The organism is Pandoraea horticolens (assembly GCF_902459555.1).
GTDB lineage: Bacteria > Pseudomonadota > Gammaproteobacteria > Burkholderiales > Burkholderiaceae > Pandoraea > Pandoraea horticolens.
The window spans coordinates 147,851-169,408 of sequence record NZ_CABPSM010000010.1 but is presented as its reverse complement, the minus strand read 5'-3'; the positions used below and the strand labels follow the sequence as shown (position 1 = coordinate 169,408).

Sequence of the window (21,558 nt, the reverse complement as noted above, 5' to 3'; positions counted from 1 at the left end):
TGAACCCGCCCTACCTGCGCCCTCGCCGGGCCCTTTCGCGGCGTCTTCGTCAGGCGTGCATCATGCGACTCATGCGACTCACGCGGCCAGCGAAAGCGAAGCTGCGCCCACGGCATGCAAGGCAGGGCGCCGCCCCCCGCCATGCGCGGGACCTTCGTCGCCCAACTGGAATCGCGCCATTTCCTCGCGCAGCGCGCTCGTCTGATCCTCCAGCGACGCGGCGGCCGCAGCGGCTTGCTCCACGAGCGCGGCGTTCTGTTGCGTCACGGTATCCATCTGCGTGACGGCCTGATTCACCTGCTCGATGCCGCCGCTCTGCTCATCCGATGCCGCCGAGATCTCGCCCATGATGTCGGTCACGCGGTGCACGGCCTGAACAATGTCGTCCATCGTGCGGCCGGCCTCAGCCACGAGCGTCGAGCCATCGGCCACCTTCTGCGCCGACGCCTCGATGAGCGTCTTGATCTCGCGCGCGGCCGTGGCGCTGCGCTGTGCCAGTGTGCGCACCTCGCCCGCCACCACGGCGAAGCCGCGTCCCTGTTCGCCTGCGCGGGCCGCTTCCACAGCAGCATTGAGCGCAAGAATATTGGTCTGGAACGCGATACCGTCGATCACACTGATGATGTCCACGACTTGCGACGAACTCGTCGAAATCCCCTGCATCGTGTCGACCACACGGGCGACAACCTGACCACCGCGTGCCGCGATATCCGAGGCATTGACCGCCAGTTGGCTTGCCTGACGGGCGTTGTCGGCGTTCTGTTTGACGGTCGCGGTCAATTGCTCCATCGACGACGCCGTTTCCTCCAGCGAAGCGGCCTGCTGCTCGGTGCGGGCCGACAGATCGGTATTGCCCGCCGAGATCTCCGCCGTAGCCGTGGCCATGGCATCGCAACTTCGGCGCACGCCGCGAATCGTGCCGGCGAGGCGCGACTGCATCGTGTCGAGCCCGCGCATAAGCATCGACATTTCGTCTTTGCCGCGCACCTGTACCGCGTTGTCGAGCTGACCGGCCGCGATGTTCTCGAAGGTCGCCAGGGCTTCGCCGAGCGGGCGCATGATCGCGCCGCGCAGCGAAAAATAGCAGGCGATGGCCATGAGCACACCGAGCACCGTCGCGCCGATACTCAACCAGCGGAACGCCGCCAGTTCCGACATGGACGCTTCGTACGTGTCGTGCCCGAGCTTCATCTTGTAGGCGGCCAACGCATCGCTGGCCGTGGTGAGCACGGCATAGTGCTTGGGCAGCACGTTCATCGTGATGTCGTCCATCGCCGTACGATCGCGCGCGTCGATGGCGGCGAGCATCGGGTCCATCCCCTGATCGAAGAACGTGGCGCGGCGCGCCGCAACGTCGTCGGCCAGACGCTTCTCCTGCGCGCCATGCGGCAACGCCTGATACGCCGCCCAGGCGGCGTTCGCTTCCTTAATCATGCTTCGGGCGCGGGCGGCCACCTTGTCGGCATCGGGCGATTCGGGATGAAGCACCACGCGATCGAGAATGGCGCGAGTGCGCGCAAGCGTGGCGTTATCCTTGCCCAACGCCACGGTAGCGGCAAGGTGATTGGCATACGTCTCGCGAAGCGCATCTCCGGTGCGTGTCATACCGGCAATGCCGAGCGCGCCCAACAGAATCAACAATGCAGCCAACAGCGCCATCGTGATACTCAGGCGCGCCTTGATCGAGAAGCTACGCAACATGTGTTGTCTCCGTCTTATGTAGTGGTTTTCCCACCCCGGCCCGGCCTCTTTCGGGCCGGTAATACTTGTCACATCGGCGTGTCGCACGCCAGACTTGAGCATCCTGCGGGTTTACGTGCCCGCGCGCCAAGTCATCGGTCGACGTCCGATTGATGCAAATCAAGGGGTCGGCACACGAGGATACCGCTCGCCGCTTGTTTTGCAAGCCAAAACGACAGGCACCGGAGAAAAGCGACTCGACACGGCCGGTGACTCGGGGAAGCGGGCATGATCTTATGTCATTTTATATATTCATCCGATATATTCGAAACATGATCGAAGGACTTGAGAAACTGCTGGCCGCCGGCAAAGACAACGCGCTGTTGCGTTTCGGACTCGGGAAGGCGTATCTGGACGCCCAGGACTTCGCCGTTGCAGCGGTGCATCTGACCCGTTGCGTGGCCTTCGATCCCGCGTATACGGCGGCGTGGAAGCTGCTGGGCAAGGCACGCCAGGGGGCTGACGATATTGACGGCGCCCGCGATGCGTGGACGCACGGCATTGCCGCTGCGCAGGCGCACGGCGACCGGCAGGCCGAGAAGGAAATGACCGTTTTTCTCAAACGGCTGGGCTGAATTCGCATCGTACGAATCCCCGATTTCACTCTTCGGGCGTTCGCCTCTCGGGCGTGGTATCTTGCAGCTTGCCCTTTTGAGACGCAATCCAAATGCCTGCAATCTCGACCTGGCTGGCCTTCGCGCTGGTCGCCATCGGAATGGCCCTGACGCCGGGACCGAACATGATGTATCTGGTCTCACGCTCGCTGTGCCAGGGGCCGGCCGCAGGGCTCGTCTCGTTGGGTGGCGTGGCCTTGGGTTTCGTGTTCTATATGATGTGCGCGGCGTTCGGTATCACCGCCCTGCTTTTCGCCGTGCCGTTTGCCTACGACTTATTGCGCTTCGGCGGTGCGATCTACCTGTTCTGGCTGGCCTGGCAGGCGCTCAAACCGGGTGGCCGGTCGCCGTTCGAGGTACGCGTACTCGAGCGCGACAGCAATCGCCGTCTGTTCCTGATGGGCCTGTTCACCTCGGTACTCAATCCGAAGATCGCGATGCTGTATCTCGCGCTGCTGCCGCAGTTCGTTCATCCGGAGCACGGCAGTGTGCTCGCGCAGTCGTTGGTACTGGGCACCACGCAAATCATCGTTAGCGTGGCAGTGAACGCTTCGGTTGCCCTGTGCGCCGGCAGCATCGCCCGATTCCTTGGGCAGCGCCCTGCGTGGCTGCGCATCCAGCGCTGGCTGATGGGCGGTGTGCTTGGTGCGCTGGCCGTGCGCATGGCCACTGAAGCGCGCCGCTGAGCAAGTGACCGGCACTGCCCAGGCGTGTCTCGTTTCTTGACTTCGTCGCCCTGGACCGGCCCGGAACCCCTCCGGCGCCCTCACCACTCCAACGTCTCGCGGTTTGCCGTGCCTGCGCCCCCATTTTTTTGGAGGGTGCCGCGCCGGGCGTGGCATACTGCACCGATTTCGCCGCGCGGCGGGGATCCACGCAGCGCTAGGCCGGCTGGCCTGTTCCCATCCTGCAATTTTCGTTGGGTATGTCCTTGAAGCATTGTTTGCCGCCTCGTGCGCCGTCTGATCCGGCGCACCGCAACTCCCCCGTCATTCCGCCCCAGGCATCGTCTGCCCACGTTGCCTCGCCACCTGCCCCCGGTCGACAACGTGGTTTCGGCACTTTCGCCGCCATCCTCGTCACGTTGGCAGGCCTGGCCATCGTCGGCGCGCTGCTCACCGGTTACGCGCTGATCGTCATGCGCCCGAACCTGCCGCCGCTGGACGTCATCACCGACTACCGGCCAAAGGTGCCGTTGCGCATCTACACGTCCGATAACGTGCTGATCGGCGAATTCGGCGAAGAGCGCCGCAGCTTGGTCACCATCGACCAGATTCCGGATGTCATGAAGAAGGCCGTGCTCGCGATCGAGGACTATCGTTTCTACGATCATGGCGGCGTCGATTTCATCGGCATTCTGCGTGCGGGCGTGTCCGACGTATTGCACGGCGGCGCGGCGCAGGGCGCCAGTACGATCACGATGCAGGTCGCGCGCAACTTCTTCCTCTCGCGAGAGAAAACGGCCACGCGCAAGATCTACGAAATGCTGCTCGCTTACAAGATCGAATCTGCCCTGTCCAAGGATAAGATTCTCGAGCTGTACATGAATCAGATCTATCTGGGTCAACGCGCGTACGGCTTCGCGAGCGCGGCCCGCATCTATTTCGGCAAGGACCTGAAGGACGTCACGCTCGGCGAAGCGGCGATGCTGGCCGGACTGCCCAAGGCGCCGTCGGCCTACAACCCGATCGTCAACCCGAAGCGCGCGAAGATCCGGCAGGAGTACATCCTCAAGCGCATGCTCGATCTGGGCTATATCTCGCGCAATCAGTACGAAGACGCCCTGCACGAGCCGATTCGCACGCGTACCTCCGGCAACGAATACAACGTGCATGCGGAATACGTCGCCGAAATGGTGCGTCAGGCCGTGTACGACGAATACAAGGACGACACCTATACGCGCGGCCTGACCGTCATCACGACGCTCGACTCGAAGAAGCAGCAAGCGGCGTACGAAGCGGTGCGCATGGGTGTGCTCGACTACGAACGCCGTCATGCCTATCGCGGCCCGGAAGGCTACGTGGAGCTGCCTGCGGCGATGCCCGACCGGCAGCAACTGATCGAAGACACGCTGCTTGAACATCCCGACAACGGTGATCTGGTCGCGGCCGTGGTAGTGGCCGCCAGCGCGTCGCAGGTCACCGCGATTCCGCTCTCGGGCGATGCGGTCACCGTCAACGGCGACGGCATCGGCTTCGCAGCGTCTGCCCTCTCGGCCAAGGCCGGTGAAAAGGTACGTATCCGTCCGGGCTCGATCATCCGCGTGATGAAAGACGCGCGCGGGAAGTGGCGCATTGTGCAGTTGCCGGAAGTGCAAGGCTCGCTCGTCTCGCTCTCGCCGGACGACGGCGCCATCCGCGCGCTGGTCGGCGGCTTCGACTTCAACCAGAGCAAGTTCAATCGCGCGACGCAGGCATGGCGTCAACCGGGCTCGACATTCAAGCCGGTGGTGTACTCGGCGGCGATCGAGAAAGGCGTGAGTCCGGCGACGATGGTGATGGACGGCCCGCTCAACCTGCCACCTGCCCAGACCGGTGGCCAGGCGTGGGACCCGCATGACGACGACGCCTTTAGCGGCCCGATGACCGTGCGCGAAGGCCTGCAACGCTCGAAGAACCTCGTGGCGATCCGTCTGCTGCAATTCGCGGGAACGCAGTACACGCAGGAATATGCGACGCGCTTCGGCTTCGATGCCGACAAGGTGCCGCCGTATCTGCCGATGGCCCTGGGCGCCGGGCAGACCACACCGCTGCAATTGGCCGGTGCCTACGCGGTGTTCGCCAACGGCGGCTATCGTGTTGCGCCGTATCTGATCGGAGAGATCCGCGATGCGCGCGGCAACGTGCTCAATAAGGCCGCGCCCGTGATCGCCGGGGTAAACGCCGCCCGCGCGATTTCTGCGCCCAACGCGTTCATCATGAACAGCCTGTTGCAAACAGTGGCGCAACGCGGAACGGGCTCGGGCACGAACGTGCTCAAGCGTGCCGATCTGGCGGGAAAAACCGGTACGACCAACGACGCCCTCGACGGCTGGTTCGCTGGCTATCAGCCTTCGCTCGTTGCGGTAGCGTGGCTCGGTTTCGACCAGCCCAAGACGCTTGGAAGTCGTGAGTTCGGTGCGCAACTGGCGCTACCGGTATGGACCAAGTACATGGGCGTGGCGCTGAACGGCGTGCCGCAGCAACAGATGGCGATGCCCGAAGGGGTCAGCGTCGTGAACGGCGAGCTTTACGAGACCGACAAGTTGCCGGGCAACGGCTTTGTTGCGAGCATTGGTATCGACGACAACGGCGGTGGCTTCTCGCTGCCGTTCTTCGGCAACAATTCGCCGTCGCCCGCTGCCCCACCGCCTGCTTCCGGTCAGCCCCCATCGCCGGGGGGCGTCGACGTCAACGAGAAAGCGCGCATCCTCGACATGTTCAAGCGTCCGTGACCTACCGTGCGATGTCTGCCCGCGCAAGCTGACAGACGTTCGCCGAATCCGGGCGCCACGCACGGCCACCCGACAGGTGGCCGTTCTTGCATTTTCCCGCCCCCGGCTTCGCGCCCTCCCGAGGCTAGCGCAAGAACGTACAAGCGCGCGGCACGGCGCACGCGCTATCCTCAACGGACTCATCACTCACCTTTTACCCTCAGGAAAGCCCTCACCATGCCGGTTTCGTCCCGCGCGGCCAGCTTTGCCGCAGGTGCCCGCGATACCCTGCCGATGATCGTCGGCGCGGCCCCGTTCGGCCTGATCTTCGGTGCGCTGGTTGCCACCACGCCCCTGGCGACATGGCACGGTCAACTCATGTCGCTCGCCGTTTTCGCCGGGTCCAGCCAGTTCATCGCCGCCGGTCTCTTCGCGACCGGCGTGGGCTATGTCGTCCTGTGGACAACGACGTTGATCGTCAATCTGCGTCACATGCTGTACGCCGCCAACCTGTTGCCCCACGTGCGGCATCTGAATCTGCGCTGGCGTGCCTTGCTGGGATTCCTTCTGACGGACGAGACGTTCGCCGTGACCAGCAGCCATTTCCACCGGCACCCTGACGACCCCATGGGTCAGTGGTATTTCTTCGGCTCAGGCCTGTCGATGTACATCAACTGGCAGGTGTGGACACTTGCCGGCCTGTTGTTCGGCACCGCATTCCCGCGCTTGCAGACGCTCGGGCTCGACTTCGCGATGGTCGCCACGTTCATCGCGATCATCGTGCCGCAGATGGCCCGCATGCCGTGGGCTATCGCGACGGTCGTTGCAGGGGCGAGCGCGTATCTGTGTCAGGGCTTGCCGTACAAGCTCGGCTTGCTCGTCGCCGTGACGCTCGGGATCGCCGCCGGCATGCTGACGTTGCACGCAAGGCGTCGCGACGGCGGGCGGGCGTCGCCCACCGGAAAGCGAGATGGCGGCCTGGGCGCGAATCCCCCGGATGAGCGCACCGGCTTGCGCTCGCAGGAAAGCACCACGGGAGGTGCGCAATGAACTACGTGCTGGCGATTCTCGGCATGGCGACCGTCACCTTCGCCGTCAAGGCGGGCATCTTCGTGCTGGGTGACCGCGTGCGCTTTCCCGAATGGCTGCGCGAAGCGCTCTCGTTCGTCCCCGTGACGGTGCTCACGGCGATCATCGTACCGATGACGCTCGCGCCGCACGGCAACGGTCTCGAGTTGACGTGGCGCAATCCTCAACTCGTGGCGGCACTGGTAGCGATTGCGGTATGCGCCGCGACGCGTCACCAGTTGCTCACCATTGGCGCGGGACTCGCCGTCTTCTTTACGTGGCAGTTGGGCGTGTTGGGATGACCGCCGGGTGCGCATGGCGCGCATCACACACATTACGCACAAGACATCACGCCTAAGAAAAAAGCGCCCCGAGAGGCGCTTTTTTCATGGCATGGCAAACCGTGCGTCAGACGGAGACCGTACCGAGCGTGCCTGCACGGTAGGCGGCGACGAACACGTCGAAATCACCCACCTGCGTGCGCTCCAGTTCCGCCTGCGTATCGAGCGACTTGCGAGCCAGCGTTTCGAAGTGCTCGATCACGCTTGCATCGAGCGGCATGTCGCGCAGCGTCTGCGCATGGCGCTTGCTCTGCGCGAGCGCAAACGCCTGGAACGCACCGCCCTTCGTGCCGCGCAGCGGTTCAAGCGAGGCCATCACACGCGCGGACGGCGTGAGCGAGACGTCTTGCACCTTCGCGCGTTGCAGCGACATCGTATGCGCGTAATGCGCCCCGCCACGCTGCGCGTCGAAGGCGGCTGCCGTGCGGTCGATGCGATCGAGCAGCGCCTCGGCCCAATCGAACAGCGTGACCGCCTGACCGCCGCGGTGCAGCACGAGGCCCGGCTTACGGCCTTCTTTGACGACGTGAGCGAAGTTGTCGCGGTTCTCCATGTTCTCGGCGTTCGAGCACGACGGGCTGTCTTCGAACGCGCAGAACAGCAGAAAGGCATCGATGAAGCGTGCCGTGTCGACGTCGATGCCCGCCGGCTGGAACGGATCGATATCGATGCAGCGAACTTCAACGTACTGCACGCCACGGCGCGCCAGCGCCTGCACCGGACGCTCACCACTGTAGGTCACTCGCTTGGGACGAATGGTGGCGTAAAACTCGTTCTCGATTTGCAGCAGGTTGGTCGAGAGCTGAATCCATTCGCCGTCGCGCTTGGTGCCGAGCGCTTCATAAGCTGGGTGCGGCTGGCTTACGGCTTGCGTGAGCGCATCGATGTAGCTGGGCAGGCAGTCGTAGCACGGCGAAACTTCGGACTGCGCGCTGTTCTGATAGCCCAGATCGCTCATGCGCAGACTGGTCGCATACGGCAGGCCGAGCGTGCCTTCGTCGAACGATTCCAGCCCATGCTGGCGGCCGCGCAGGAATTCCGCGTGCAGCACCGGCGAGGCGCCGAACAGATACATCAGCAGCCAGCTATAGCGGCGGAAATTGCGGATAAGCGCGACATAGCGGGCCGATTGATAGTCGCGGGCCGAGTCCTTGACACCTTCGCTCTCGCGCAACAGTTCCCACACGGGTTCGGCCAGCGAGAAGTTGTAGTGAATGCCTGCGATGCACTGCATCGGCTTGCCGTAACGCAGGGCGAGGCCGCGGCGATAGACATGCTTGAGCATGCCAATGTGCGACGTGCCGTAGTCGGCGATAGGAATCACGTCTTCCGGCGGCAATGCCGGCGGCACCGAATCGCTCCACAGCAACTCCGCGCCGAGCTTGCGATAGGCGAACTGATGGATTTCGCCCAGACGCGCGATAACGTCGGCGGCGTCGTGCTGAGGCGGTGTGATGAACTCGAGCAGCGCTTCGGAGTAATCGGTCGTGATCTCTTCGTTGGTCAATGCGGAACCCAGCGCGCGCGGATGCGGCGTCAGGGCAAGCGCGCCGTTGTCTTCGACGCGCAAGGTTTCACGTTCGATGCCGGACAAGCCCTCACCGAGCAGCGCACGATGTGCGGGTTGCATGATGAGCGCCAGGCGCCGGTCAAGCAGCGCGTGGCCGGCATGTTGTCCGGTGTGAGCAGTTTGTTCGTGTTGACGATTCTGTTTTTCCAACTTCCATCCCTCTGGACTGGCGCAATGCTCTGGCATGGCTTTCGTCGCCGACACCCTTCACGGCGCGAGGCCATGACCGGTGCCAATTCGGCGGCGTATGCGGGTTCTACGGGGTGCCGATGGCAGCGGCACGACCGCCGGAGCCGGAACTCCGGGGGACACGCTCGATGCGCGGCACGGCGCGAATTTGGCCTGAGCATAACTGAAAACGCCAAAGCGCGCCGGACGCCGCCTCAATCCCGCATCAGTCCCGGCCGTGCAGGACGACTCACGCGAGTTGAGCGATGAACGCGCCTGAATGCACGATGAATGGTGATCGTCCGACACCTTGATCTGCCCACTGAAGGACCGGTGCCGGGCAGGACGGGACGCACGACAACAACGACCGGCCGCAGCCTCAGCCTCAGCCTCAGCGTCTGCCTGAGTCCCCCTGCGCGAAAGCCGCATTGGCGGCCCGGCGCAGCATGCCGATACTGGCGTCATGACGAATACTCAACACCTGACCAACCTCGTTCCCTTGCTATCGCTGGGGCTCTTCACCTTCCTGCTCGCCGGCTTCGTCAAGGGCGTGATCGGTCTGGGTCTGCCGACAGTGGCCGTAGGGTTGCTTGGCTTGGCCATGCCGACGGCCGAAGCGGCTGCGCTGCTCATCGTGCCGTCGCTTGTCACGAACGTCTGGCAATTACTGGCGGGCCCGCGCTTTGCCGCGCTGGCGAAGCGCCTCTGGCCGATGTTGATCGGCATCGGTATCGGCACCTGGGCGGGCGGCGGATGGCTCGCCAATGGGGGCGATTTTGCCGGGATGGCGTTGGGCGTGGCACTGCTCGCCTACGCCGTAATGGGACTCGCGGCGGTACGTCTGCATATGCCGAAAAGCTGGCCTGGCGCACGCGTGAGCGCGCTCGGCGGCGTGATCGGTGCCATGACCGGTTTGGTGACGGCCGCGACCGGCGTGTTCGTCATTCCGGCCGTACCGTTTCTGCAAGCGCTCGATCTCGACAAGGACGATCTGGTACAGGCACTCGGTCTGTCGTTTACCGTATCCACGATGGCGCTTGCCGCCGGTCTGGCGCACGACGGCATCTTCCACGGCCACGCGATCGGCGTGTCGCTGTTGGCGCTTGCGCCCGCGCTTGGCGGCATGTTCTTCGGCCAGTGGGTGCGTACTCGCGTCAGCGCTACCGTGTTTCGCCGCTGCTTCTTCGTGGGGTTGGCGATGCTGGGCGCGGAGTTGGTGATTCAGCATATGCGCTGAATGCCGTGGCGCGATGGCGGAATGGCGGGACAGCGGGACGGCCGCCGCTCGCCCACGCATCCGACACATCCGACGCATCGGCATCATTTGAGATCGGCGAAATCGACGTCCCAGAATTCCATCTCCCGGCGGTTTTGCAGATCTCGCCCCTCTTCTGCGCGGCGTAGTTCGACGCGACGAATCTTGCCGGAGATTGTCTTCGGCAGATCGCAGAATTCGATGCGCCGGATACGTTTGTATGGCGCCAGGTGATCGCGACAGAAGCGCAGAATGTCGAGGGCGAGTGTATCGTCGGCGTGAAAACCTGCGCGCAGGGTGATGAACGCCTTCGGCACGGCAAGCCGCACCGGATCGGGGCTCGGCACCACACCGGCCTCGGCCACGGCGGGGTGTTTGATCAGTTCACTTTCCAGTTCGAACGGGCTGATGCGGTAGTCCGATGCCTTGAAGACATCGTCCGCCCGGCCGACATAGGTGAAGTAGCCGCGCTCATCGCGCATGGCGACGTCACCCGTGTGGTAATAGCCGTCGCGCATGGCCTCGGCGGTCTTCTCCCTGTCGTCTTCATACCCCTGCATCAATCCGGTCGGACGCGACGACAGAACGAGCGCGATCTCGCCTTCGTCTGCCTCATTGCCGTTGTGATCGAGCAGCACGACGCGATATCCCGGCATCGGACGCCCCATCGCTCCCGCCTTCACCGGTTGTCCCGGCGAATTGCCGATCTGGCAGCACGTTTCGGTTTGGCCGTAGCCGTCGCGAATCGTGATCTTCCAGGCGCGTTTGACCTGCTCGATCACTTCGGGATTGAGCGGCTCGCCCGCGCCGATCAGTTCGCGGAACTTCACTGCGTGGTGTGCCAGATCTTCCTGAATCATCATTCGCCAGACGGTGGGCGGCGCGCACAGCGTGGTGACGCCGCAGCGTGTCGCTGTCTCCAGCGCGGCACGCGCGTCGAAGCGCGCGAAGTTGTAGATGAAGATGGTCGCGCCAGCATTCCAAGGCGCGAAGAAACAGCTCCAGGCGTGCTTCGCCCATCCCGGCGAGCTGATGTTCCAGTGAATGTCGCCCGGTTGCAGGCCGAGCCAATACATCGTGGCGAGATGACCGACGGGGTAACTCTGATGCGAATGCATCACGAGCTTCGGACGCGACGTGGTGCCGGAGGTGAAGTACAGCAGCAGCGGATCGGTCGCAAGCGTGGTGCCGTCGGGGGTGAATTGATCCGAGGCGTCGTAGGCGGGCGCAAGTGGCGTCCATCCGTCCGGCGGGTTGTCGCCGACGGCGATGCGCCCGTAGTCACCGGGCAGATTGGCGAACTTGAGGGCGTCGCGTGCGGTAGTGACGACGTGGCGAACACGGCCGCGCTCCAGCCGGTCGGCGAGATCGCCTGCGGTGAGCAGGGTTGTCGCGGGAATCATGACAGCGCCGAGCTTCATGCAGGCGAGCATGAGGTCCCAGAGTTCGACCTGGTTAGGGAGCATGAGCAGCACGCGCTCGCCGCGCGACACCCCTTGTTCGCGCAGGAAATTGGCAACCTGATGAGAGCGTGCGGACATCTCGGCAAAGGACAGGCGCGTCTCTCGACCGTCCTCTTCGACAACCCAGAGCGCGGGACGATCGTTGCCTAGGGCTTGGGGGTCGAAAAAATCGAGTGCCCAGTTGAAGCGAGAGAGAACCGGCCAGCGAAAATCGCGGTACGCCACGTCGTAGTGGGCACGCTGCGCGAGAAGAAGATCGCGCGCGGCCTCGAACCCCAGGATTTGCGGCATCGCTCGCTCCGAGCCCGGACGGGCAGGATTAGGCAGAATTCCATTATCGTGAGCCCCCTCGAATTCAACATCCGGAATAACCATCATGGGGTTTTGTCGGCGGCATACGCCGTACTGCCGGCGCATGATGTAAAAAAATATGCGGGCAATGCGCATTCCCCCTTCCTTTCCCGCACGAAGCTCTGCTATAATTGCCTGCTTTCGAGCAATGCATCTAAACGACGCATTTCTCACGGGGCGTAGCGCAGCCTGGTAGCGTACCTGCATGGGGTGCAGGTGGTCGGAGGTTCAAATCCTCTCGCCCCGACCAAGAATTGAACCCGCACAGTCTTTGGCTGTGCGGGTTTTTTCGTTGGCGACGAAATTTTGTGCAAGTCGGTCGGGATACTAGAAAATTTCTAATATTTTTGCGAGCGCGTAGGACTACTACGCAGATTTTGGTGCGGCCCTTGCACTCATTTGCGAGGCATCAGACAACGTCAAAAAAACGGCCGAGCCCATCGATCGAGCGCCGAGCCAGTCGTTAAACTAATCCTTATGACCTCATCGAGCCACTCACCGACCGGCGGCGGTACGCCATAGTATTCGCTGAACAACTGCCGATCCGGTACGCGGAAGTTGGCTCGCATGACGGGGATCCCTCGATTCGAGTGTGCAGCACAGTTACTGTGCAAAATCACCGCGATTGCGCTGATTTCCCCCCTCCCCACCTCCGTGGAAGCCACCATGCGTGACCGGCTCGCGCCGCATTTATTCTTCGTGGTTGATCCGAACCGCCGACGTAAGCGATCATGCCCCACAGATCTGCGATCTGCGAAGGAACGGGCAAAGAATGGCGGCAAATCAAGAGCCATAGCGCTCACTGTCGAACTGCGAACCTCAATCTCTTGAATCAATGGAGATGCGTCGGCTTCAGCATACATAGCGGCCCTCGCAGAACGCGACAGCATTCGAGACAGTTGAATCCAACGGGGAACCCTGCATGAAATCGAAACTCGCGTTGTTGCTGACGCTGCTTTGCGCATCCTTCGGCGCTACCGCAGCCGGTGAATTCACACTCTCTTACTTCGGCGACGGTAAGTCTGCGGATTTAGCGGCGCTGATAAGCGATCTCATCACCCCCGAATACTTGAAGCGTTTTCCCGCGAACCAGTACGAGATAGTCCTGATTTACCATTGCACGCCGGTTGCAGCCCGGGGGGATATCGTGTGCACGGCCACATCCGGTGTCTCCCCGAAGATCAATGCGGCCAGCCGTGCGGGTGGACTCGTACCTCTGGAACGCTTCAACACCGCCGCCCTTCAGCCGAAGGGCGCATCCACGCGCGACATTGACGAAACTCGGGACAAGGTGATCAGAGAGAGTATTCGCGCCATGATGGCGGACCTCCCAGCTGCGCCCAAACCTCGAGCAGATCGCCCTCGTCTTTAGACGAATTGCCACGAGTAAGTTAATACCGGGTTATTCCCATCTCGATCGCCCTCGACATCTGCGAAGCGAATCGAGAGCTCATGTTCCGCCGCGAGCGGTATTTCGTTATTGTCCTCTGCTGCTCTGACATCAAACAGCAGTGCCGAACACAGCCCCCACGCCCGCTGTCACCGCCATGGCAAATGTGCCCCAGAAAGCCACGCGCAGGACACTTCTGAAGAGGGGTGTTCCGCCAACGGCAGCAGCCGCAACGCCGAGCAGGGCCAGAAAGAGAATCGATGTCGCCACGATCCAATACAGCAGGCTCTGCTCCGGTGCCAGCAGAACCACGGCCAGCGGCATGGCCGCGCCCACGGCGAAGCTCCCGGCAGACGCCAATGCAGCTTGCAACGGACGGGCGCTCAACGCCTCCGAGATGCCCAGTTCATCGCGCGCATGCGCGCCCAGCGCATCGTGCGCCATCAACTGTGTTGCGACTTGATCCGCGAGCTGTTGATCCAAGCCACGCCGCACATAGATGGCCGTCAGTTCCCGATGCTCTGCATCGGGGCTGTTCTTGAGTTCTTCACGTTCACGCGTCAGATCCGCCTTTTCTGTGTCGGCCTGCGAATAGACCGATACGAACTCGCCTGCAGCCATGGACATGGCGCCTGCCACCAATCCCGCCACGGCCGTGGTCACGATGCTGGCGTGGCTTGCATGGGCCGCAGCTACACCTGCGACCAGACTGGCCGTGGAAATGATGCCATCATTGGCCCCAAGGACGGCGGCACGCAGCCAGCCGATATGTTCGGTGCGGTGACGTTCACGATGGGTGCGACGCAGAAACTTTGTCATTTTAGATTCCGATCCATGTAAAGCAGCTTCGGGCAATCCAGTTCGGGTAAAACGTCCGGGAAGCGTGCGAACCCGTGAAGCGGTGCATCGACACAGGTCGGCGAGTGGGCAGTCCCAAAGGAATGTTCGGCTTACGCGCTGCGCTCATGGTCAGCGACCCGAGCAACGGCATGGCCAACATGAACCGGCCAACGGCCCCCGTCTCCAGTGGCGCCTGGCAAAAGAGTCCATGGAATGCTGTGCGACCGGTTTCCGAGCGTGGGTGGCTAGCGCCAAGCGGTCGCTGCTTGCGCACTTGGCGCCTCGTAGGCTCGCTTGCAGGTTGGACCGGCGATGTGGTGCGGTCAGCGAATTCTGCAATGCCTCCCGCAGTGTCGTCAACCCGGCCGAGCAGCCCTGCGAGCATAACCGGCGGCGGCACGCCATAGTCTTCGCTGAACAACTGCCGATCCGGTACGTGGTAGTTCGAGCACATATGGTGGATACGTCCCAGCGTCAGCCAGAGCACCGCGACGCAGTAATGCCGCTCTGTGGGGCCGGCTTCCCATCGCGCTCAATCCTGCCGTAATGGTCCTTGTCGCTCATCCGATATACATCCCCATAGCCACTAGCGAGCGCTACCGCAAAATCGGTGTCGTTCAGGCGCGTTAAACCTCCCGTATTTCCAGAAGCCCCTGAGTCGCCAACGAAGGCGAACCTGATACCGCCTCCCGAAATGGAGATGGTAGTCCGTACGCATCCCTTGAACACCAGGTGCCGTCCAACAGCGTGGTCAGCGGCTGGGCAGACGCTGGGCCGGTGTCGGTCCTCACCTTGATTTCCCTGACTGAGAATCGTGAAGTACGGTGTGCGGTCGACGTAGTAGTCGACTTTCGAGCACTGCGGCGCCGTAGGAGCCTTTCGTCGACGTTGTCGGCGCAACGATAATCGACGCCTCACATGAACCTGTGTATTGCTGACAAGCACAATTGTTGCCCTGCGCGAATACCGCGACTGACGCAAACATCAGCAGTCCCCCGATGAGCCTCCGCATACCTCTTCTCCCCGTGGGGTTTGCCCGATTCTATCTCCGCAAAGGAACCGTCGGCGACCTGTTGCCTGTTGAGGTGCTTCCGGCCAGCACCAGCGTCGGGGCCGTACCCGTCGCCCACTCGATGCGCGGGTGTCACGCCGGCGGCGCGGCGCATGAAGTCCTGCTCGATCCCGAAACCGGCGCAATGGATTCGCCCAAGGTTCTGCTTCGGCAAGGCCGCATTCCAGTACTCGACGAATACGCGGCAGCATTGCGAACGGCGTGTGGTATGCCCGTCCATCCGCGGCCGACACAAGTGCACCGTCGTAGCCGGTGCAATGGTCGAAATTGCCAAAGGCGCAACAACGCTTCTCCACGATGGCGTGTCGCTGATCGCCGATTAGTCGGCCCAGCGAACACTATCGATCCGGCAAAGCGAGCAGGCATGCATTGATGCCACATCGGGAAACGCAATGAAGGAACGCGCAAATCAGGAGCGCTCGACCGCCCCGCCCCACAGCGCGCGAATTGTCGCAATGCCATGTGCCCCGGCGTCACGCGCCCCGGCCAGAGTGTCGAAAGACATTCCCCCAACGCATAGACGGGAACCGACGTCAGCGCCACAAGTTCGCGAAATCGCGACCAGCCGAGGGGGACCGCCGTGGTAGGGGGCGCGGTCGGAAGGACGGGGGAAATGGTCAGCAGATCGGCCCCCATCTCGCTGGCCTGTCTGACTTGGTGCTCGTCGTGACAGGCAGCGCTAAATTGCCCACGCGGCGGCAGCCGGCGCCTGCACGCCATCAAACGCGTGCTCGTGAGGTGTATGCCATCGGCCTGCAATGCTTCAGCCACGTCTAGCGGCGCGTTCAGCAGCAGCCGCGCATCGTAGCGTCGGCACCGAGTCAAGGATTTCTCCGCCAACCAAGCATATTGTGCCGGCGTCACGGTCTTTGCACGTAACTGCACCAATCTGACCCCTGCCCGCAATGCGCTGTCCAATTGCTCGACAAAAGCCTCCAACGGCTCGTTGCGCGACGGTTCGGGGGTAATCAGATACGTACGCGGGAATCGCGTGATCTGCTCCATCGAAATCAGCGTCCGGCTCCAGAAACGTGGGGGCTGCCGGCGTTCTCGTGTGGAAGCTGGTCGACCAACTGGCGACGATTCGCGCGGGAGACACCATAGGCCACCGGTGCCGCCAGCAAGCCGCTGGCGGCAATGTAGATCGCCGGTGCAGTCAGATCGCCCGTCACGTTGATCAGATACGCGCACACGACAGGCGCGGTCCCACCCAGAAGGGCCGTGGAGAACGAATAGGTGATGGCCACGCCGAAGTCTCCCCAACTGCGCTTAAACAGATCGGGCAGAATGACAAAGATCACGCCCCCCAAGCATCCATTCATGATGGCAAACGCCGCTTGGGCAGCGAGCAACGTGGCGAAATCACCTTGCTGCAGCATGTAGAACAGCGGATAGACGCTGAGCGCCATCGACACGATTCCGACAAAGGCTAGCGTAGATGCGTCGATGAAGCGAGAGACGTAACCTGACACCACCATCGAGAAGAACAGGATCAATAACGCCGCGACATTTGACAAGCGAGCGTCCGAGCTGGATACGCCGAGGTAACTATGCAAATAGCTTGGCATCCACACGAACAACGAATAGATGCCGATCTCCAGGAAGGCGACCAGGATGAAGGCCTGCACCAGTGGCCTTGCCGTTCGCGAACGGGCAGTCTGTGGTGTCCGCGGCTTCCGACCGACAGTGATAGACGATCGCAAGGAATAGACCAGGATCGACAACGGGATACAAAGAAGAAACGGCCATCTCCACGTATCGGGCACGTATGCCGAGATGGGCGAGTCTGCCAATCGCACCGCATTGGCGATGTATGGCAACGCGAAGATCGTCCCGGAGGCGAGCAACATGCCAAGCAAGCTACTCCCTGCGGCCAGCGCGCAGTACAAACCTCGATTCCTGCCGCTCACACTCAACGAAACGTAGTAGCCGGTTAATGGTGCCTCCCCCCCTGCGCAAAAACCCTGCATGACCTTCAGCATCAGCAAAAGGACGGTCGCGACATACCCCACAGACTGATACGTCGGCAAGAGCGCGATCAGCGATGCCGGAATCGCCATCCCGAGCAAACTCAGTTTCAATGCTGGCCCCGTACCGCGTCGACTGCCCAAGAGTCCAAAGAAAATGCTGCCTAAGGGCCGCGCCAGATAACTGCTCGCGAACACGAGAAAACTCAGCATCAGGACATTCTTGTCGCTGGAGGCCGGAAAGAAAAGCCAACCGATTTCCAAAGCCATGAATGCAGTGAGCGAGAACTCAAACCATTCGACGGTATTTGCCGTTAACGCGATTTTCAGGACTGGATTGAATTTTCGTCGCATGACATTTTTCTCTTGAGGATGTGTATGACGTGCGCAAGATCTCCATCAACGATCTTGTTCCGCAGAGTCGCGCAATGGCACTCGACGGTTCTGTCGGAGATGCCCATGAATCTGGCTATCTCCTTGTTGGAATAGCGCTCCGATCTGAGCAGGAATACGTAAATCTGCGCTTCGGTCGGCAGAAACAGGAAGTCAGTATCAGCACCAAAGAAGACCAACGATCGCTTGATTGCTTCGGCGATCGGATGGAAATACCGGTGAATCTGATAGACGCGAACTGGTGGAATTGTTCGTGTTATGTCGTGGCGATAGGTAACGATGCCGAGAACTTTCCCGTTGAACCCGAATATTGGGAATTTCGTTATCTCATCCATTTGCACATTGCCGCGACTGTCGACAAATGGACTCCGTTGGATCGCGGGAGATTTCGTTTCCCGAGCAGCGATATCGAGCATCTCCACCAATCTCGCGTATTGCCTCCCCCATTCCATGGTGGGAAATGCAATGTCTTGAAATTCTCAGCCCGGTAATATCCCTCCAATCCTGGACACCAAACTATCTGAGATTGTGAACATTGTTGATCACGTATCTGCCGGTATCGGCTTCTTTCAGGCTCGCTGGGACCGGAAAGTTCTCTGTCAGGCTGAACAGGTTGCTGTCGGATTTCGTCATGTGCGCGGCGTATTTGATTGAACTCGAAATGAGTGACCTTCCTGTACGCATCTAACCTCAGTGGTTAGCACCGATGCTCACACGAGTCGACCAGGAAGTAATTCCGCTTGCGTGGAGGCAAGGTCGATATGACGGCGCCGTTGGCGTGCCTTATGCGTTCGGTGCATAAGGCACGCCAACGAGCCAGGCCCTTCCCAGCCAGCACCGCTGCGCCCAGCAGGTCCTCCCGAGAATCGTTCACCGTCAACACGGGAAATGGAGTTCTCATGTCAAGGCAGGAACGCAACGGAGACGTCGTAAATTGGGCAAAAAAATCAGAACAGGCCCAAGGAAAGACGACTCGGGTGAAAGGCGCAGTGTCATACGCCCACCGGGTCAAGTGACCTTTTCAGGATTTGCGGTGTGGCAATCCTCGAAGGGCGCCTATGTCATGAACACATCGGACACCACAGACGGCAGGCTGATATTTGGAAATCCAAAACGGCACGTTTGCATTGCCCGACACGCCGATTTTGCGTCGGCATGGGAATGCGCTTTGAAAGTCGGCCCGTATGACCTGGTGATTTATGCGGAACCTGATGGAACGGTATTCATCGTCGGATAGGAAGCGTCGTCGCCGAAGGTCGATAACGCCAAACGAAGACGTTTGCCGGCAGACGTTCTGCGGCAGCGCGGGCAAGGAGGGAGCGAGGGATGGCCCGCACGAGGCAGACGCGACCGGAAAATACCGGTCGCGGAACTATCAGAGGGATCTCAGGCGGTCAAGCGTTCGAGCAATGTGCGGGGCCGCGTGGCGCGACCTTGCGCCGCCAGCGCCGCCTCATGCCAGCGCGCCGTCGGTACGTCCGCAGGCGAGAGCAGGCTGTCGAAGCCGCACGCCCACAACATCGCCAGTTGATCCGGCAGCAGCGGGCCGGCTGCACGAATCCCGCCTTCGAAATGCCACTTCTCGCGCAGGAATTTCGCCAGCGTGAAACCCCGTCCATCGCGCGACTTCGGAAACTCGATCACGATGAGTTCGAGTTGTGGCAACAGGGCTGCAATGCGCGCCGGATCGTCGTGGCCCTGTATGCGGATACCGGCCGGCGCCGCGCCCTGTGCGTTCGCGGCAAGCCATGCGTCGAGCGGCAACACGTGCTTGCTACGCGTCTCCGTGGTGACCGGCTCGTCCGCGCCGCGATAAGTCCAGACGTCTGCGGCAGGCAGTCCGTTTCGATCAATCAACATGCAAAGCTCCCTTGAATTCTTCTGCCCCGACGCGTCCGAGCGTATCGATGAAGCGCTCCCCCTCGTGGCGCAACGAGAGATAACGGCCGAGAATGTTCTCAATCACCTGCGGCACAGCCTCGTATGTCACCCCCGGACCGAGAATCTTGCCAACCGCAGCGTTCTCATCGGCCGATCCGCCCAGCGTGATCTGATAGTTTTCCTTGCCTGCCTTGTCGACACCCAGAATGCCGATATGCGCGACGTGGTGATGCGCGCAAGCGTTGATGCAACCGGACACGTTGAGTGTCACCGGCCCGATATCGCGTTGCTGCTCTTCCGTGAATCGCAGTGCGATACGTTGCGCCACCGGCACCGAGCGTGCGTTGGCCAGCGCGCAATAATCCAGCCCCGGGCAGGCGATGGCGTCCGAAATCAGCCCGATGTTGGCCGTGGCCAGTCCGCCCGCTTTCAGACGCGTCCACAGCGCATGCAGTTCGTCGCGCTTCACGTGCGGCAGTACCAGATTCTGTTCATGCGTCACGCGCAGTTCGTTGAACGAATAGCGCTCAGCCAGTTCTGCCAGCAACAGCATTTCCGTCGAGCTGGCGTCGCCCGGAATGCCGCTCGCCGGCTTGAGCGAGACGACCGCACTGATATAGCCGGGCACCTTGTGCTCGTGTGTGCAGGTGTCGACCCAGCGACGGAATTCGATGTCGCGCTCGTAGGCTTGAGCAAACGCGTTCGATGTCTCAGGCAGCGTTTCGAACTCGGGTACGATGAAACGGCCGCGAATCGCCGCGACGACATCGTCGCTGAGCGGGCGATGCGAGAGTGCGATGCGTGCGAACTCTTCCTCGATCATCTCGATGAACTTCGCGGGCTGCATCTCCTTGATGAGAATCTTGATGCGAGCCTTGTAGATGTTGTCGCGACGCCCCAGCGCGTTGTACACGCGCAGAATGGCTTCGACAAAACGCAGCAGGTCAGCCTCGGGCAGCCACTCGCGCACGAGCGTGCCCACGATGGGCGTGCGGCCCAGGCCACCGCCGGCGTAAATCTGGAAGCCCACTTCGCCACGTTCGTTCGTCCGCGCGAGAATGCCGATGTCGTGAAAACGCACGGCGGCGCGATCGGTCTCACCGCCGGTGATCGCGATCTTGAACTTGCGCGGCAGATATGTGAATTCGGGATGGTCCGTCGACCACTGACGCAGGATCTCTGCGTACACGCGCGGGTCGACCACTTCGTCCTTCGCCGCACCGGCGAACTGATCGGTCGTCACGTTCCGAATGCAGTTGCCGCTCGTCTGAATGGCGTGCAGATCGACGTCAGCGAGCTTCGACAGAATCTCGGGCGAGTCCGTGAGCGTCGGCCAATTGAATTGAAGATTCTGGCGCGTGGTGAAGTGGCCGTACCCCTTGTCGAAACGGTTCGCCACATAGGCGAGCTGGCGCAACTGGATCGCGCTCAACGTTCCGTACGGAATGGCAACGCGCAGCATGTAACCATGCAATTGCAGGTACAGGCCGTTCATCAGGCGATAGACCTTGAACGCGTCTTCGCTAAGTTCGCCGCTCAGACGCCGGGCAACCTGCTGGCCGAACGCTTTCGCGCGGTCCTTGAGGAACTCGCGCTCGGAGGGGTCATAACGGTAGATGCCGGCATGTTCCGGCGCCACGGTCAAAGCGGGGGCGTGCGCCAGCGCCGTTTGCACCGTGCCTTCCGCCGCCTGCTTGCCAAGGTCTTCACGAACCGACGGCCCACGCGAGCGCAGTTGCTCACGAAAATCCACCGGGACGGGGCCGGCCTCGCCCACCTCCGCCGCGCGCGGCACGGGATCGACGATCAGATTGGCCGCCTGTGCCTCCTGCGCGGCCGCCTGGGCCTGGTCGAGTTCCTGCGCGTCGAACACGTGCGCCTGCGTCAGGTCATCCACCCAGTTGTATTGCTTGTCCAGCCACACGACCAAGCCATCGTGCAGCCGGTTTGCCGAAATCAGGTTGCCTGCATTCATTCCACGCTCTCAGTGCTTTTAGTTTTGGTCGCAAGTCGCGAGTCGACCGGCAGGCTAT

General features: G+C 61.8%; 16 protein-coding genes and 1 tRNA gene. 8 read left to right on the top strand and 9 right to left on the bottom strand.

Annotated features, from left to right (window positions below; genetic code table 11):
• Positions 1-78 precede the first annotated feature (78 nt).
• Positions 79-1,701 carry a methyl-accepting chemotaxis protein gene (locus tag PHO31112_RS27945; RefSeq protein ID WP_150621578.1) on the bottom strand — a complete coding sequence of 541 codons (1,623 nt, stop codon included), beginning with the start codon at positions 1,699-1,701 and terminating at the stop codon, positions 79-81.
• A gap of 311 nt (positions 1,702-2,012) precedes the next feature.
• Here PHO31112_RS27945 and PHO31112_RS17175 point away from each other — a divergent pair, with 311 nt between their 5' ends.
• From PHO31112_RS17175 to PHO31112_RS17155, 5 genes are all read left to right on the top strand, one after another.
• The gene (locus PHO31112_RS17175) at positions 2,013-2,315 is read left to right on the top strand and encodes a hypothetical protein (RefSeq protein ID WP_150621577.1); all 303 of its coding nucleotides are present in this window, start codon (positions 2,013-2,015) and stop codon (positions 2,313-2,315) included.
• A 92-nt stretch (positions 2,316-2,407) separates the two neighbouring features.
• The gene (locus PHO31112_RS17170) at positions 2,408-3,040 is read left to right on the top strand and encodes a LysE family translocator (protein WP_150621576.1); all 633 of its coding nucleotides are present in this window, start codon (positions 2,408-2,410) and stop codon (positions 3,038-3,040) included.
• 239 nt (positions 3,041-3,279) lie between these two features.
• Positions 3,280-5,787: a penicillin-binding protein 1A gene (locus tag PHO31112_RS17165; protein WP_425495210.1), complete on the top strand. Its 2,508-nt coding sequence runs from the start codon at positions 3,280-3,282 to the stop codon at positions 5,785-5,787.
• Positions 5,788-6,003: 216 nt separating this feature from the next.
• The gene (locus tag PHO31112_RS17160; RefSeq protein WP_150621575.1) at positions 6,004-6,816 is read left to right on the top strand and encodes an AzlC family ABC transporter permease; all 813 of its coding nucleotides are present in this window, start codon (positions 6,004-6,006) and stop codon (positions 6,814-6,816) included.
• Positions 6,813-7,136 (top strand): AzlD domain-containing protein, encoded by a 324-nt coding sequence (locus PHO31112_RS17155; RefSeq protein ID WP_042116427.1) that lies wholly within the window; start codon positions 6,813-6,815, stop codon positions 7,134-7,136. Before PHO31112_RS17160 ends, PHO31112_RS17155 begins: the two co-directional genes overlap by 4 nt.
• 106 nt (positions 7,137-7,242) lie before the next feature.
• Here PHO31112_RS17155 and gshA read toward each other — a convergent pair whose 3' ends face one another.
• Positions 7,243-8,931, bottom strand: a complete 1,689-nt coding sequence (gshA, locus tag PHO31112_RS17150; protein ID WP_281355105.1) for a glutamate--cysteine ligase — start codon at positions 8,929-8,931, stop codon at positions 7,243-7,245.
• 445 nt (positions 8,932-9,376) lie between these two features.
• Here gshA and PHO31112_RS17145 point away from each other — a divergent pair, with 445 nt between their 5' ends.
• Positions 9,377-10,150 carry a sulfite exporter TauE/SafE family protein gene (locus PHO31112_RS17145; RefSeq protein ID WP_150621573.1) on the top strand — a complete coding sequence of 258 codons (774 nt, stop codon included), beginning with the start codon at positions 9,377-9,379 and terminating at the stop codon, positions 10,148-10,150.
• An 83-nt stretch (positions 10,151-10,233) separates the two neighbouring features.
• Here the strand turns inward: PHO31112_RS17145 and PHO31112_RS17140 are convergent, their stop codons facing one another.
• The gene (locus tag PHO31112_RS17140) at positions 10,234-11,922 is read right to left on the bottom strand and encodes an AMP-binding protein (RefSeq protein ID WP_150621572.1); all 1,689 of its coding nucleotides are present in this window, start codon (positions 11,920-11,922) and stop codon (positions 10,234-10,236) included.
• Positions 11,923-12,155: 233 nt separating this feature from the next.
• On the opposite strand from PHO31112_RS17140, the gene PHO31112_RS17135 reads away from it, so the two are divergent.
• Both PHO31112_RS17135 and PHO31112_RS17130 read left to right on the top strand, forming a co-directional pair.
• Positions 12,156-12,232, top strand: a tRNA-Pro gene (locus PHO31112_RS17135).
• 672 nt (positions 12,233-12,904) lie between these two features.
• Positions 12,905-13,354, top strand: a complete 450-nt coding sequence (locus tag PHO31112_RS17130; RefSeq protein WP_150621571.1) for a hypothetical protein — start codon at positions 12,905-12,907, stop codon at positions 13,352-13,354.
• A 129-nt stretch (positions 13,355-13,483) separates the two neighbouring features.
• On the opposite strand, the gene PHO31112_RS17125 is transcribed toward PHO31112_RS17130, so the two are convergent.
• The 6 genes from PHO31112_RS17125 to PHO31112_RS17095 form a co-directional block, all read right to left on the bottom strand.
• Positions 13,484-14,191, bottom strand: coding sequence for a VIT1/CCC1 transporter family protein (locus tag PHO31112_RS17125; RefSeq protein ID WP_150621570.1), 708 nt, complete (start codon positions 14,189-14,191; stop codon positions 13,484-13,486).
• A gap of 1,165 nt (positions 14,192-15,356) precedes the next feature.
• A complete protein-coding gene (locus tag PHO31112_RS28240) occupies positions 15,357-16,289 on the bottom strand; it encodes a thiamine phosphate synthase (protein ID WP_246178315.1) in 933 nt (310 codons plus the stop codon).
• Positions 16,290-16,294: 5 nt separating this feature from the next.
• Positions 16,295-17,605, bottom strand: coding sequence for an MFS transporter (locus PHO31112_RS17110; protein WP_246178314.1), 1,311 nt, complete (start codon positions 17,603-17,605; stop codon positions 16,295-16,297).
• Positions 17,578-18,060, bottom strand: a complete 483-nt coding sequence (locus PHO31112_RS17105) for a LuxR C-terminal-related transcriptional regulator (protein WP_246178322.1) — start codon at positions 18,058-18,060, stop codon at positions 17,578-17,580. The genes PHO31112_RS17110 and PHO31112_RS17105 overlap by 28 nt, the downstream gene beginning before the upstream one ends.
• 970 nt (positions 18,061-19,030) lie before the next feature.
• Entirely contained in the window at positions 19,031-19,504 is a 474-nt protein-coding gene (locus PHO31112_RS17100) for a DUF934 domain-containing protein (protein ID WP_150621569.1), read from the bottom strand.
• The gene (locus PHO31112_RS17095) at positions 19,494-21,500 is read right to left on the bottom strand and encodes a DUF2849 domain-containing protein (protein ID WP_150621568.1); all 2,007 of its coding nucleotides are present in this window, start codon (positions 21,498-21,500) and stop codon (positions 19,494-19,496) included. Before PHO31112_RS17095 ends, PHO31112_RS17100 begins: the two co-directional genes overlap by 11 nt.
• Between the last annotated feature and the right edge of the window lie 58 nt (positions 21,501-21,558).

What these genes read in the sequence shown, in the direction of transcription:
- PHO31112_RS27945 (WP_150621578.1), bottom strand. Translation starts at nt 1,701, where the DNA reads ATGTTGCGTAGCTTCTCGATCAAGGCGCGCCTGAGTATCACGATGGCG.
- PHO31112_RS17175 (WP_150621577.1), top strand. Translation starts at nt 2,013, where the DNA reads ATGATCGAAGGACTTGAGAAACTGCTGGCCGCCGGCAAAGACAACGCG.
- PHO31112_RS17170 (WP_150621576.1), top strand. Translation starts at nt 2,408, where the DNA reads ATGCCTGCAATCTCGACCTGGCTGGCCTTCGCGCTGGTCGCCATCGGA.
- PHO31112_RS17165 (WP_425495210.1), top strand. Translation starts at nt 3,280, where the DNA reads ATGTCCTTGAAGCATTGTTTGCCGCCTCGTGCGCCGTCTGATCCGGCG.
- PHO31112_RS17160 (WP_150621575.1), top strand. Translation starts at nt 6,004, where the DNA reads ATGCCGGTTTCGTCCCGCGCGGCCAGCTTTGCCGCAGGTGCCCGCGAT.
- PHO31112_RS17155 (WP_042116427.1), top strand. Translation starts at nt 6,813, where the DNA reads ATGAACTACGTGCTGGCGATTCTCGGCATGGCGACCGTCACCTTCGCC.
- gshA (WP_281355105.1), bottom strand. Translation starts at nt 8,931, where the DNA reads ATGCCAGAGCATTGCGCCAGTCCAGAGGGATGGAAGTTGGAAAAACAG.
- PHO31112_RS17145 (WP_150621573.1), top strand. Translation starts at nt 9,377, where the DNA reads ATGACGAATACTCAACACCTGACCAACCTCGTTCCCTTGCTATCGCTG.
- PHO31112_RS17140 (WP_150621572.1), bottom strand. Translation starts at nt 11,922, where the DNA reads ATGCCGCAAATCCTGGGGTTCGAGGCCGCGCGCGATCTTCTTCTCGCG.
- PHO31112_RS17130 (WP_150621571.1), top strand. Translation starts at nt 12,905, where the DNA reads ATGAAATCGAAACTCGCGTTGTTGCTGACGCTGCTTTGCGCATCCTTC.
- PHO31112_RS17125 (WP_150621570.1), bottom strand. Translation starts at nt 14,191, where the DNA reads ATGACAAAGTTTCTGCGTCGCACCCATCGTGAACGTCACCGCACCGAA.
- PHO31112_RS28240 (WP_246178315.1), bottom strand. Translation starts at nt 16,289, where the DNA reads ATGGAGCAGATCACGCGATTCCCGCGTACGTATCTGATTACCCCCGAA.
- PHO31112_RS17110 (WP_246178314.1), bottom strand. Translation starts at nt 17,605, where the DNA reads ATGCGACGAAAATTCAATCCAGTCCTGAAAATCGCGTTAACGGCAAAT.
- PHO31112_RS17105 (WP_246178322.1), bottom strand. Translation starts at nt 18,060, where the DNA reads ATGCTCGATATCGCTGCTCGGGAAACGAAATCTCCCGCGATCCAACGG.
- PHO31112_RS17100 (WP_150621569.1), bottom strand. Translation starts at nt 19,504, where the DNA reads ATGTTGATTGATCGAAACGGACTGCCTGCCGCAGACGTCTGGACTTAT.
- PHO31112_RS17095 (WP_150621568.1), bottom strand. Translation starts at nt 21,500, where the DNA reads ATGAATGCAGGCAACCTGATTTCGGCAAACCGGCTGCACGATGGCTTG.